Genomic DNA, 13,136 nt, shown 5'->3' with positions numbered 1-13,136 from the left:
CAGCGAATAGCTGTCCCTTTTGTGTTCTTCAAATGGTGAAAATATGGGATTTATGATATAATAATAGAATATGGAAAAATAAATTATAATATTTTTTTAGATTGAAATTAAGGAGTGATCTTTATATATAAATTAGAAATACCGGTCGAAGACAGACCGATTGTAAGGGAAATTTTTGGTAACCTGGATGAAAATGCAAAGATTATTGAATCTGAACTCAAGGTAAGGATATCTCAAGATGAAGCAGGGCTGATAATAACGGGCGATGAAGTTATGACTAAGGCTGCAGAGGATGTAATTAGGAGTTTAGAGAATATCTACTATTCTAAAGGCGAAATCGACGATCAATCTCTTAGATATACTTTAGAGATGGTAAAGAAAGGTAAATCCGCAGGTATAAAGAAAATACTGGAAGATATCGTATGTGTAACTTCCAATGGGAAACCCATAAAACCCAAAACACTGGGGCAGAAACAGTATCTGGATGCTATAGCTGAAAAAGACATCGTGTTCGGAATTGGACCTGCAGGTACCGGAAAGACTTATTTGGCAATGGCTAAGGCAGTAACAGCTTTTAGAAATAAAGAAGTAAATAGAATAATTTTGACCAGACCGGCTGTGGAAGCAGGCGAGACATTGGGATTTTTACCGGGAGATCTACAGGAAAAAATAGATCCCTATCTTAGACCATTATACGATGCATTATTTGATATCATGGGATATGAAAATTATTTAAAACTACTTGAAAAAGGTTTGATAGAAGTAGCACCACTGGCATATATGAGAGGCCGAACGCTTGACAGTGCTTATGTAATTTTAGATGAAGCACAAAATACTACAAATGAGCAAATGAAGATGTTTTTAACCAGACTAGGTTATGGCTCTAAAGCAATCATAACCGGAGATATTACGCAGATAGACCTACCGCCTGGTAGAAAATCAGGCTTGGTAACTGTACAGAGGATACTCTCCAAAGTAGATGATATTGCATTTATCAACCTTACCAGAAATGATATTGTAAGGCATCCATTAGTACAAAAGATTATCGACGCCTATGAAATGTATGAGAAGAGGAAATAATGGATATATATATAGATTCTAGAGTTGCTGAATTCAGTCCTGATAGTGAATTGGAAGATATGATAAATAATGCTGTTCAAGAATCGCTAAAAGAGGATAATCTAAGCGGTGATTTTGAAATCTCGATTTCTTTTGTTGAAGAAGACGAAATCAAAGAGTTAAATGCAGATTATAGAGGTATAGATTCAGTAACAGATGTACTGTCCTTTCCGTTAATTGAAGATCCTTCTATTGAAGACGGACTTCTTGGCGATATTGTAATTTGCTATAAAAGGGCTATTGAACAATCGATAGAATACGGACATAGTTCCAAAAGGGAGATAATCTACTTGGTTGTCCACTCCATGTTCCACTTACTCGGCTACGATCATATGGTTGACGAAGATAAAAGAGAGATGAGAAGCAAAGAAAAAAGTGTCTTGAAAAGACTTGGAGTTTGATATGAACGATGATAAGGAAAAAAAAGGTAAATTAATAAGTGGATTTAATTTTGCTATTGATGGACTTATTTATTCGGTAACTAAAGAATACAATATGAAGTTTCATCTTATTACGGCAATAGTTGTTTTGATAATAACGATGTTCTTTAATGTATCTAAGATAGAACTGGCACTTTTAGCTCTAACTATTACTCTGGTATTTGTAACTGAGCTAATCAATACAGCTGTAGAAAGATGTGTGGACTTGGCAACGTCAGAATATAGTCCAATTGCAAAGATAGCAAAAGATGTTGCTGCAGGAGCAGTTCTGGTATCTGCTATCAATGCGGTTTTTATGGGATATCTGATATTTTTTGACAAATTTATCCACTTTTCGCAAAATGTATTTTTAAGAATTAGAAGATCAACGACACATATGACTTTTATAATTATCGTATTGGTCCTACTCATAACAGTGCTTTTAAAGAGTAAGTTTTACAAAGGTAGAGGCACCCATGTGCAAGGAGGAGCAGTAAGCGGACATGCGGCATTATCGTTTGCTATTGCTACAATTATCGGTTTTATGACAAATAGTGGAATTATTGTCATTTTGGGATATCTTTTAGCATTCTTGGTTGCAGAATCCAGGGTAGAAGGAAAGATACATCAAACGAGTGAAGTTATAATGGGAGCGGTGCTCGGCATAGCAGTAACCGTTTTAGTTTTTAAATTAATGATGTAAAGGACTTAAAGGGGGAAATAAATGAGTTTCAAATCGGGATTTGTTACGGTAATAGGTAGACCAAATGTTGGTAAATCAACACTACTTAATCGAATTATTGGCGAAAAAATATCTATAATCTCGGATAAACCACAAACGACGAGAAATAAGATACAAATGATTTATACTGATGAGGAGTCACAAATAATCTTTCTGGATACACCCGGCATTCAAATGCCAAAAAATGTGCTCGGAGAGTATATGTTAAAAGTTTCAAAATCTACACTGGAAGATGTAGACGTAATAACCATGTTGGTTGAAGTTGGAGAGGCTTTTGGAAAGCTGGATTCATATGTAATCAATGAAATAAGAGACATCGATACTCCTAAAATTCTCTTAATTAATAAAATTGACTTGGAAACTGAAGAGAACTTAGCTCTGCTTATCGATAAGTATAATAAAACCGATATATTCGATGAAATTATTCCGATTTCTGCACTCAATTCAGAGAATTTGGACAGGTATTTAGAAATACTCAAAGAAAAACTACCTGAAGGACCTATGTACTACCCTGATGATATGATTACAGATCAACCGGAAAGAGCAATTATACAAGAACTTATTAGAGAAAAAATACTACTCAATATGCTAGAAGAGATCCCGCATGGAATTGCAGTCGAAGTCCTATCTGTATCGCAAAGAGAGGGTAGAAACTTAATAGATGTAGAAGCAAATATACATGTGGAAAAAAAGTCCCATAAACCCATGGTGATAGGCAAGGGCGGAAGTATGATTCAGAAAATCGGATCCGAGGCAAGGATAGATGTAGAAAGACTGATGGACACAAAAGTCAATCTTCAGCTTTGGGTAAAAATTACAAAAGACTGGAGAAGCAAGGAAGATAGGGTCAAGGGTTTTGGTTACAAATAATTTGAATGATATCCATGGCATTGTTATAAATGAACTCAAATACAAAAATACATCCAAAATAATAACTGTATTTACACATGAATTGGGTTTGATAAAGATAATGTGTCAAGGCGCTTATAGAAAGAACAGTCCTCTATCGGCGATAACAAATAAATACGGGTATTCAACTTATAATCTGAATAAAGGGAAGAGCTTTTACTATATAGTTGATGGCATCCCTAATAGCAATAATTTCTTTTTAACAAAATCATTGGAACTTCTAACGGTCTCTGCATTGATAACGGAATTACTCGAGGCGACAATGCCGGTTGAACAGCCGGAACCAGACATTTACAGATTACTGGAAGAGTTTTTAAGGATATTAAAACAGGACAATGACTCTTTAAGACCTGCGCTTATTGCATTCTTTATGAAGTATTCATCCTTTATGGGATTTAGACCAAATCTTAATGGATGTATTAAATGCGGAAATAAAAATTCGGAATTGTATACTATTGCATCATCATCCGGTGGGGCTACCTGCAGTATATGTGGAGTATTAAATAAATATAATTCAGTTACTAGAGAAGAGTTGATTTATCTAGGTAGACTACTTTATCTTCCGATGAAAGATAATACCGGGTTAAATCAGAACGGTAATAAAATAGATTATAGAAAACTTACGAGGATTAGCCTCGAATACTTAATGACAAACATGGATATACAAAAATTAAATATAGTGAAATGGTTGGATAAATCAAAAATTATTTAATATAAACTCTCAATCAACATCAGTGATTTTAAGTCTTATATTGAATAAAAATCGTTAATTTGATAAAATAATAGCGATAATTAGGGGGAGTATATATGTATTTTCAAGACATGATGATTAATTTATTAAAATACTGGGGAGATAAAGGATGTATTATCTTGGAACCTTATGATGTAGAAAAAGGTGCAGGTACTATGAGTCCGCATACATTCCTCAGGGCAATAGGTCCGGAGCCGTGGAATACGGTCTATGTAGAACCTTCAAGAAGACCGGCCGACGGTAGATACGGAGAAAATCCAAATAGACTATATCAACATCATCAGCTTCAAGTTATCCTTAAACCTTCACCGGAAGATATACAGGATTTATATTTGCATTCGTTGGAAGTTATAGGGATAGACCCAAGTATTCATGACATAAGATTTGTCGAAGACAACTGGGAAGCTCCAACTCTTGGTGCTTGGGGTTTAGGCTGGGAGGTTTGGCTTGATGGTATGGAAATTACGCAATTTACTTATTTCCAACAAATCGGTGGAATAAACTGCGATCCCGAATCGGGAGAACTTACCTATGGACTTGAAAGAATAGCGATGTACCTACAAGATGTCGACAATGTCTACGATATAAAGTGGAATAGTCAATTTACTTACGGAGATATATTTAAACAACCTGAATACGAACACTCTGTATATAGTTTTGACACTGCAGATATAGAGGTACTAAAGAATTTATTCAATATTTACGAAAAAGAAGCTGAAGTGAATATAGAGGAAAACCTAATATATCCTGCATATGACTATGTTCTAAAGTGCTCTCATACATTTAATGTGTTAGATGCCAGGGGTGCGATTGGGGTATCTGAAAGAGCGCATTATATTCAAAGGGTAAGGAATTTAGCAAGACTGGTAGCTGTTCAGTATTATGATAAAAGAGAACAAATGGGATTCCCAATGTTAAAGAAGGAGGCAGAAGAAGTTGAAAGATAATTTTTTATTGGAAATCGGAGTAGAAGAAATGCCTGCCGCTTATGTTGAATCCACAAAAAAACAGCTTAAGTCAGCATTTGAAAAATTATTAAATGAAAATAAAGTCGTTTTTGACGGTATCGAGGTGGAATCTACACCTAGAAGATTTGCTACATTTGTAAGGGGAATTGTTCAAGAAACAGATGAAACAAGCCATAAAGTCAAAGGTCCTTCAAAGAAGATAGCATACGATGAAAGCGGTAAACCTACGAAAGCATTAATGGGCTTCTTAAGAGGTCAAGGTAAAGAAGAAAGTGATGTAACCCTGGATTTAGTTGGTAACGAAGAATATGTTTTTGTAGAGAAGAAAGTTGAACAAAAACCCGTATCTGAGTTAATAAAAGAAGAAGTATCCGGTATAATAAAATCAATCGTCTTTCCAAAGACTATGAGATGGGGAGGCAAAAAACTTTAGATTCGCAAGACCGATTAGATGGATATTGTCTTTATATAATGACGAAGTACTTCCTTTTGAGTTTGAAGGAATTCCTGTTAGTAATATCACCAGAGGGCATAGAAATCTCGGTGGTGAAGTTTTAGTAGATAAAATTGAAAATTATGAAAATCTATTAAAAGAAAACGGAGTAATTCTAAAGCAAGCAGATAGAAGAACGATAATACTTCACCAGTCAAATAAATTGGCAAAAGAAAAGGGCGGTAATCTCTTCGAAGATGAAAATCTCTTTAAAGAGGTCATAAATATAACTGAGTTTCCAACACCGCTACTTGGAAATATTCAAGCAGAATACCTATCATTACCAAAAGAAGTAATAATTACTCCAATGAAAGATCATCAGAGATTTTTCCCAATAGTTGATGATAAAGGAAACCTTCTGCCATATTTTATAACGGTAAGAAATGGTGGAGACAAGGGCATAGATGAAGTAAGAAAGGGAAATGAAAAAGTTCTTGCTCCTAGACTTGCAGATGCAAAGTTCTTCTATGAAGAAGATACGAAAAAATCCCTCGAAGAGTATTTAGAAATTCTAAAAACAGCTACTTTTCATGAAAAGCTTGGAACTATATACGATAAATCAAGGAGATTGGTCAGATTATCCAAATTATTGGGTGAACAATTAGCTGTAGGCGAAGAAACTATTAAAAATACTGAAAGAGCTGCACTTCTTTCAAAATGCGACTTAGTAACTAAACTCGTAATAGAATTTACCGAACTGCAAGGAGTCATGGGAATGATATATGCAGGCAAATCGGGAGAAAATTCGATAGTTTCAACTGCTATAATGGAACAATACCTACCTAAATTTGCAGGAGACAGACTACCTAAGAGTACCGCCGGTAAAATATTAAGTATAGTTGACAAGGTTGATACCATTGTGGGAATGTACGCCGTAGGTATAAGAGTTACAGGTTCTCAAGACCCGTTTGCACTTAGACGTGCCGCTCTTGGGATAATAAATATAATAATTGAAAATAAACTGGACTTTGACTTTGAAGATATAATTAGAAATTCTCTTTACACTTATTTAGAAGATCAAGGATTGGTATTCGATTACGAGACGGTCAAAAAAGAGATTATCGATTTTATAAAACAGAGGATGAGAGTCAAGTTTATAGATGAAGGAAACAGGTATGATGTAGTAGATTCATGTTTTGATGTAGACATATCCAATATCTATCATACCGCAGAAAGAGTCAAAGCTGTCAATGAATGGATTGAGAAAAAAGATCCTGAGGTTATTATAACCTTAACGAGACTTGAAAATATTGCAAAGGGACATGAAGTTTTTGATATAGATACAGATATGCTTCTAGACCCACCGGAAATAGAGCTTTACAATAATCTATCAATAGTAACCGAGATTGAAGAACTTATAGATAAAAAAGACTATGATTTTGCACTGGATAAATTTGATTCTATTACAGATTCGATAAACTCATTCTTAGATAATATCATGGTAATGGTAGACGATAAGAATATTAGAAATAACAGATTGGCAATCTTAGGCAGAATATACTCGGTAGTGACTAGACTGTTTATACCTAGCGTAATCGTTAAAGAGAAATAATGTACTATATCTTAAGGGAGGTAAAATATGGAACATTGGAATATTAGAGTGATATCCGACTCCCTGGGAGAAACGGGTGAGCACGTAGTTCATGCACTTATGAAGCAGTTCCCAAAGAAGAGATATCATGTTGTGAGATATCCCAATATAGTAAGCAAAGAACAAGTAGATGACATCTTTGTTTTCTTGAAAAAGGGAGAAATAGTAATCTCAACTATCGTACTTGAAGATTTAAGAAACTATTTAATACAAAAAGGCAATGATGCCGGGATATATGTTTTCGATATACTGGGTGGACCGATTAAGCAGTTTGAACAAGTTTTTGGAGAACAAGCTACACAAAGACCTGGCGGTATACGTGAACTCGATGATAACTACTTTAACAAAATAGCTGCAATTGAATTTACAGTCAAATATGACGACGGAAGAGATCCTAGAGGTATTATGATGGCTGATGTCATCCTGATTGGAGTTTCCAGAACTTCCAAGACACCTACTTCTATGTTCTTGGCAAATAAAGGATACAAAGTAGTTAATGTACCCATGGTGCCCGAAATAGAAGCGCCTAAAGAGCTATTTGAGGCTGATCCTAACAGAATTATTGGGCTTATAATAGATCCTGACAAATTAAACGAAATCAGGATTGAAAGACTTAAAGCATTGGGACTTGATAGCAGTGCAAATTATGCAAATGACGAGAGGATAAGAGAAGAGCTAGAGTATGCATTAAAGGTAATGAACAAGATAGGCTGTAGTATAATAGATGTTTCCAATAGCACTATCGAAGGAACTGCCGGGAAAGTTGTCGAGATATTAGAAGATCATTTTCCTGAAGGAATTAAAAAGATGTAATGAAAGGTGCGGCTATTTATGCCGCACCACTTCAAATCTTTCTAATTTATAATCTTCTGTCGGGTGTATCCCGGCTTTTTTTAATGCTATATCGACCTGCTCTTCAGCACTGTCGATTCCCTCTAGATTAGGTAGAAGCAGACCTCTTCTATGACCCTTATTTACAATTACACCATACTTGGAAGGATCAAGCTCAGCTATTGATTCTATATCTTCAGCGGGCATTAATACATCTACCGATACACTGAGATATGGAAGCTCACCAATGTTAACTGCATAAAATCTCGGATCTTTGGAACAAGATGAGATAGCGTTCTGTATGATTTCCATAGCAATATTTTCTCGGGTTGGGCTTATAGTTCCTATACAACCTCTTAAATCACCATCTTTATAGATGGTTACAAAAACTCCGGCTCGCTCATCCAGCATCTCAGTAGGAAGGTCATTCGGAAGCTTAGGAATAGTAACATTTCTTACATAGTTTTCAATAGTATCCCTAGCAAGTTTTACATAAGGATCCATGGTATATTCAACCTCTCCATTTAGATTAAATTCTGCAACTGCATAACCAACGCCAAAAGGTCCTTCATAAGAAAGCAAATTTGAATTATAATTAAGTCCCTTTAGCACACCTTCAAGAATTACAAGTGAGTTATATCCGCATTGATGTGCATTTTCAACGAAATTTTCATCAAAATTAAGTATAGAAGATAAATTGGATTCTGTAATTGATTTTACAATTCTATTATCAAACTCCGGACCTTCCGGTGTATAACTATAAGGTCCACGATTAATTAGCGAATGAGATAAATCTCCACTTGCTATTAATACGGTTTTTTCACCTAGAACCTCTACTTCATTTCTGATAACCGATCCGAATTTAACCAGAGCCTTTTGATCTATCAATCCATAGTTTAGAGGAATGAGTTTAAAATTTTCGTATTCACTTGTGATGAAACTTAAAGGAACCATGATACCATGATCTAATTTAAAATCATGACCATAATTGTCCTCTTCTATCAAAACACTGGGTATGCTCATTTCTTCGGCAGCCATGTATATATTTGTGGCTAATTTGACATTATTTGAAAAGGAAAAAACAATATCGGGATGCCCGAAGCTTCTGAAATCACCGGTCATTTCTTTATTTGAAATAATTGTAACAGCATCTCTGAAAAGAGGAGCATGTGGAGAAATAATAATAATATTGTCAGGCTTAAGCTCTGCAATTTGTTTAGATATTATATTCATCGCATCTATGGTGTTGCAACAGATTTCAGAATCACTTCCGCCAATGGACTTCATTATAATCGGCGGATGCGGGACTAAATAAGCTTTCAACAAATTCATATAAACACTCCTTTGTAATTGTAATTGATTTTATTGAATGGTATTAGAATTGATTATTTTCTATCTCTATCAAATATTTAAGGGTTTTCTAATTTATACATTACCAAGATAGACATGTTCCAGTTTTTGTTTTGCAATGCCATAAGCTCTGTAGAGATCGTTCATATCAGTTGGTGGGTCGACTCTCTTATAGGCAGGAAAATATCTTGACAGATGAAGAGGTATCGATGGGTTTATTTCAGCTACCATATCGACAAGTCCGTTGATATCTTCTTCAGATGTATTAAGCCCGGAGATTAACAGAGTCGTTATCTCGACATGTATACCAAGTGAATCAGCAAGAGAAATAGTATTGATTACAGGCTCGGGACTTGCTGCGCATATGTTTTTATAATCAATCGGTTTAAAGAATTTAAAATCTACATTCATGGCATCAATATAAGGAGCCAACTCCTTAAAAGGGATTTCGTTTATATATCCATTAGTAACCAATACATTAATAAGCTTATAGTCTTTTATAAGCCTAGCGGTTTCCAGAACATATTCATACCAAATAGTCGGCTCATTGTAAGTGTATGCAAGTCCGACAGACCTGTCTCTTAAAACCATATCCAATATAGACATTGAAGACGTGGAGGCAACTTCGCTATTGAAATTTACTAATTGGTAATTTTGGCAAAAATCACATACGAGATTACAACCATATGTACCGATTGAACTGATCATACTGTCGGGCATGAAGTTTGACAATGGTTTCTTTTCAATTGGATCGATGGCATATGATACAACTTTTTCATAATTTAAAGTATATAGTATTCCATCAATATTTTTACGCACTTTACATTTCCCTAAATCACCTGGAGCTATCACACAATAATGTGGGCAGAGTTCACAATTTAAGTAATTATTTTTAAGTTCTTTCCAATGGGATGCTACTTTCATTACTAAACCTCCTTTGCAAATTTATACAAAATATATTATTGATTTTTAAAAACACATAATATTTGATATAATAAATAAGCTTGCCTATTATTTTATATATACCCATTAAAGCATAAACAATTTAATTTGAGAATTCTTATACAAAAATATGTAGAAAATTCTAAAAACTGGGTATATGTAAATCGGAGGGTATATCATGAACATCAGAGAGAGTTTACTATTAAGAGAAAATATGTATCTGTCGGAGTATGCAACTAAGGCATCGGAAACAAAGGGAAGGTCAAGACCCGAAACGGAGTGTGAAATACGTACATGTTTTCAAAGAGATCGCGATAGAATACTTCATTCAAAAGCATTTAGACGACTGAAACACAAGACTCAGGTTTTTATTTCACCTGATGGTGATCATTACAGAACCAGATTGACTCATACGCTTGAAGTAGCGCAGATTGCAAGAACTCTTGCAAAGGCACTTAATCTGAACGAAGACTTAGTCGAAGCAATTGCACTCGGGCATGATCTCGGACATACGCCATTTGGGCATATTGGAGAAGATGTACTAAATGGCTTAAATCCAAAAGGATTTAGACATTATGAACAATCCATAAAGGTTGTCGATATTTTAGAGTCAGGACCCAATAGAACTGGTCTTAACTTAACATACGAAGTAAGAGATGGAATAATTAATCACACGGGCGATAATAAGGCTTCGACTTTAGAGGGCAAACTAATCAAGTTTTCAGATAGAATTGCTTATATAAATCATGATATCGACGATGCGATAAGAGCAGGTATAATATGTGAATCGGACTTGCCACATGATGCAATTTCTATCCTGGGAAATTCTCATGGAGAAAGAATAAATACCATGGTGTTTGATTTGGTTGACAATAGCTTTGACAAAAATATAGTGGCTATGAGTGACTCGGTTTTTGAAGCAACTATGAAACTTAGACAATTTATGTTTGAGAAAGTATACTATAATAATATAGTAAAAAAAGATGCTGAAAAAGCAGAGTATATCATATCTGAGATTTACAATTATTATAAAAGAGATTTGAGTAGATTACCGGAAACACATTTACAGATATACAAAAATTCAAACTATGAACCTGAATCGGATGATGAGATAGTATCCGATTATATTGCAGGAATGACAGATAAATACGTGTTGTATATATTTAATGAATTGTTTATCCCAAAGTCATGGGATATGAGAGATTGATTTAATTATCTTTTGGAAAAGAGGATAAGATGTTTTTTGAAGATGATACAGTAAAAAAAATTAAAGAAAATGCAAATATTGTAAATATTATTGGTGAATATGTAGAATTAAAAAGAACGGGTAAAAATTTCAAGGGACTATGTCCTTTTCATAGGGAAAAAACGCCATCTTTTGTAGTTTCTGAAGAGAGACAATTCTACAAATGTTTTGGTTGTGGAGAGTCCGGTGATGTACTGACCTTCATAATGAAAAGAAATAATATGAGTTTCGCCGAAGCGGTAGAGTATCTTGCCGATAAATTGGGTATAACTATAGATAATACTATGGAGAGAAGAAGAGAGAAGATTGACTCTGAAAAGTATTATAGAATCAATGAAGAAGTAAGAAAGTTTTACTTTGAGATATTGATAACGAATAAATTTGCAAGGGATTATTTGCGAAAGAGAGGTATTGAAGACAAGTATATCAACAAATTCTTTCTTGGATATGCCCCTGATTCCTGGGATATGCTATACACTCATATGATGAGACTTCGTTACAATCCAAAGGATCTGGAACATCTGGGGTTAATAGGAATCTCAAAAAACGGAAGCTATTTTGATAAGTTCAGAAACAGATTGATGTTTCCAATTATCGACATTAGGAAGAGAATCATCGGATTTGGTGGGAGAGCACTTGGGGAAGATTATGCGAAATATATAAATTCACCTGAAAGTACGATATATCATAAAGGTCAGCATCTATATGCATTGAATGAAATTCACAATTCTAATTACAGAGATAAGATCGTATTGGTTGAAGGGTATATGGACGTAATAGGACTACATCAAAAAGGCATCGATTATTCGGTTGCGAACCTGGGTACTGCCTTAACGGAGAACCAGGCCAAACTCTGTGCGAGGTATGGCAAAAGTGTCTATCTATGCTATGATTCAGATCAAGCGGGACTACAGGCAACTGAAAGAGCCATTGAGATATTTAAGAACATCAATATCTATCCCGGAATCATAAAGCTTGATGATGGCTATGATCCTGATGATTATGTTAAACAGTTCGGAAAGGAAGCATTTGAAGCTAAGATTAAAAATGCTATGAATCCGATTGACTTCCAGACGGATTTAATTATCAGTAGATACGATACAAATGATCCTGTTTCATTGGGAAATCTGATAGTTGAATTAGGACAATACTTAAAGAATATTCACAGTGAGGTTGTAAGAGACGAATATATCAACAAGATTGCTTCAAAATTGGAGATTAACCCTAGTTCATTTCGAAAAGATATTGCTAAAGTAGAACTGGACAGACCCAGATTTATTAAGACTGAGGAAAAAGAAAAGGTGAAATCAGTTTTACCGGTATTACTGGTAGAATGCATTACTTTTGCAGCTGCTGATAAAAGATACTATGACGAACTGGAATACTATTTAAGTTTATTAGAAAAATACGGGTTAAGTGAAATTACTGACTATATAAATGCTCAATATAAATTGGGAAAAGATAAAGTCTCCATAGAAGAAATGATAAACTCACTGCCTCAAAAATTATTTACAAAGCAGCTGATTAAAGACCTAAGTAAAGACGATGTGCCTGAATTTGAAACAGGCGGATCGAAAATCTTATTTGAACTTATTAAGAGATTGGAATATAATAGACTATTAGGATTAAGAGAAGATATAAAAAGAGATATCAGCATGATATTGGCTCTTGATGCTGATGATATGGATACTGAAATCAAGAAAAGATTAATATTATTGATGGATAGATTAAAAGAAGTGGAAGTTGAGTTGAAAACCGGAAGGTAAGTTTAATTA

At 34.6% G+C, this 13,136-nt stretch carries 13 protein-coding genes; 11 read left to right on the top strand and 2 right to left on the bottom strand.

Going from position 1 to position 13,136, the window contains the following annotated elements; genetic code table 11:
- Positions 1-123: 123 nt before the first annotated feature.
- From VZL98_07220 to VZL98_07180, 9 genes are all read left to right on the top strand, one after another.
- Positions 124-1,080, top strand: coding sequence for a PhoH family protein (locus tag VZL98_07220; GenBank protein WVH64550.1), 957 nt, complete (start codon positions 124-126; stop codon positions 1,078-1,080).
- The gene (gene ybeY, locus VZL98_07215) at positions 1,080-1,520 is read left to right on the top strand and encodes an rRNA maturation RNase YbeY (GenBank protein ID WVH62488.1); all 441 of its coding nucleotides are present in this window, start codon (positions 1,080-1,082) and stop codon (positions 1,518-1,520) included. Before VZL98_07220 ends, ybeY begins: the two co-directional genes overlap by 1 nt.
- A gap of 1 nt (position 1,521) precedes the next feature.
- The gene (locus tag VZL98_07210) at positions 1,522-2,241 is read left to right on the top strand and encodes a diacylglycerol kinase (protein ID WVH62487.1); all 720 of its coding nucleotides are present in this window, start codon (positions 1,522-1,524) and stop codon (positions 2,239-2,241) included.
- Positions 2,242-2,262: 21 nt separating this feature from the next.
- Entirely contained in the window at positions 2,263-3,150 is an 888-nt protein-coding gene (gene era, locus VZL98_07205) for a GTPase Era (protein WVH62486.1), read from the top strand.
- A 1-nt stretch (position 3,151) separates the two neighbouring features.
- Positions 3,152-3,901 carry a DNA repair protein RecO gene (recO, locus tag VZL98_07200; protein WVH62485.1) on the top strand — a complete coding sequence of 250 codons (750 nt, stop codon included), beginning with the start codon at positions 3,152-3,154 and terminating at the stop codon, positions 3,899-3,901.
- A 95-nt stretch (positions 3,902-3,996) separates the two neighbouring features.
- Complete coding sequence (glyQ, locus tag VZL98_07195) at positions 3,997-4,887, top strand: glycine--tRNA ligase subunit alpha (protein ID WVH62484.1); 891 nt, start codon at positions 3,997-3,999, stop codon at positions 4,885-4,887.
- On the top strand, positions 4,877-5,341 hold the full coding sequence (locus VZL98_07190; GenBank protein WVH62483.1) for a glycine--tRNA ligase subunit beta: 465 nt from the start codon (positions 4,877-4,879) through the stop codon (positions 5,339-5,341). Before glyQ ends, VZL98_07190 begins: the two co-directional genes overlap by 11 nt.
- A gap of 25 nt (positions 5,342-5,366) precedes the next feature.
- Positions 5,367-6,953 carry a glycine--tRNA ligase subunit beta gene (gene glyS, locus VZL98_07185; GenBank protein ID WVH62482.1) on the top strand — a complete coding sequence of 529 codons (1,587 nt, stop codon included), beginning with the start codon at positions 5,367-5,369 and terminating at the stop codon, positions 6,951-6,953.
- A gap of 27 nt (positions 6,954-6,980) precedes the next feature.
- Positions 6,981-7,805, top strand: coding sequence for a pyruvate, water dikinase regulatory protein (locus VZL98_07180; GenBank protein ID WVH62481.1), 825 nt, complete (start codon positions 6,981-6,983; stop codon positions 7,803-7,805).
- 12 nt (positions 7,806-7,817) lie between these two features.
- Here VZL98_07180 and amrA read toward each other — a convergent pair whose 3' ends face one another.
- Positions 7,818-9,155, bottom strand: a complete 1,338-nt coding sequence (gene amrA / locus VZL98_07175) for an AmmeMemoRadiSam system protein A (protein WVH62480.1) — start codon at positions 9,153-9,155, stop codon at positions 7,818-7,820.
- Positions 9,156-9,248: 93 nt separating this feature from the next.
- Positions 9,249-10,097 (bottom strand): AmmeMemoRadiSam system radical SAM enzyme, encoded by an 849-nt coding sequence (gene amrS / locus VZL98_07170; GenBank protein WVH62479.1) that lies wholly within the window; start codon positions 10,095-10,097, stop codon positions 9,249-9,251.
- Positions 10,098-10,293: 196 nt separating this feature from the next.
- Here amrS and VZL98_07165 point away from each other — a divergent pair, with 196 nt between their 5' ends.
- A complete protein-coding gene (locus VZL98_07165) occupies positions 10,294-11,322 on the top strand; it encodes a deoxyguanosinetriphosphate triphosphohydrolase (protein ID WVH62478.1) in 1,029 nt (342 codons plus the stop codon).
- A gap of 29 nt (positions 11,323-11,351) precedes the next feature.
- On the top strand, positions 11,352-13,127 hold the full coding sequence (gene dnaG, locus VZL98_07160; GenBank protein ID WVH62477.1) for a DNA primase: 1,776 nt from the start codon (positions 11,352-11,354) through the stop codon (positions 13,125-13,127).
- Positions 13,128-13,136 lie beyond the last annotated feature (9 nt).

This window comes from Peptoniphilaceae bacterium AMB_02 (assembly GCA_036321625.1).
Lineage (GTDB): Bacteria > Bacillota > Clostridia > Tissierellales > Peptoniphilaceae > Microaceticoccus > Microaceticoccus formicicus.
This window is presented reverse-complemented; position numbering and strand designations above follow the sequence as displayed.

What these genes read in the sequence shown, in the direction of transcription:
- ybeY (WVH62488.1), top strand. Translation starts at nt 1,080, where the DNA reads ATGGATATATATATAGATTCTAGAGTTGCTGAATTCAGTCCTGATAGT.
- VZL98_07210 (WVH62487.1), top strand. Translation starts at nt 1,522, where the DNA reads ATGAACGATGATAAGGAAAAAAAAGGTAAATTAATAAGTGGATTTAAT.
- era (WVH62486.1), top strand. Translation starts at nt 2,263, where the DNA reads ATGAGTTTCAAATCGGGATTTGTTACGGTAATAGGTAGACCAAATGTT.
- glyQ (WVH62484.1), top strand. Translation starts at nt 3,997, where the DNA reads ATGTATTTTCAAGACATGATGATTAATTTATTAAAATACTGGGGAGAT.
- VZL98_07180 (WVH62481.1), top strand. Translation starts at nt 6,981, where the DNA reads ATGGAACATTGGAATATTAGAGTGATATCCGACTCCCTGGGAGAAACG.
- amrA (WVH62480.1), bottom strand. Translation starts at nt 9,155, where the DNA reads ATGAATTTGTTGAAAGCTTATTTAGTCCCGCATCCGCCGATTATAATG.
- amrS (WVH62479.1), bottom strand. Translation starts at nt 10,097, where the DNA reads ATGAAAGTAGCATCCCATTGGAAAGAACTTAAAAATAATTACTTAAAT.
- VZL98_07165 (WVH62478.1), top strand. Translation starts at nt 10,294, where the DNA reads ATGAACATCAGAGAGAGTTTACTATTAAGAGAAAATATGTATCTGTCG.
- dnaG (WVH62477.1), top strand. Translation starts at nt 11,352, where the DNA reads ATGTTTTTTGAAGATGATACAGTAAAAAAAATTAAAGAAAATGCAAAT.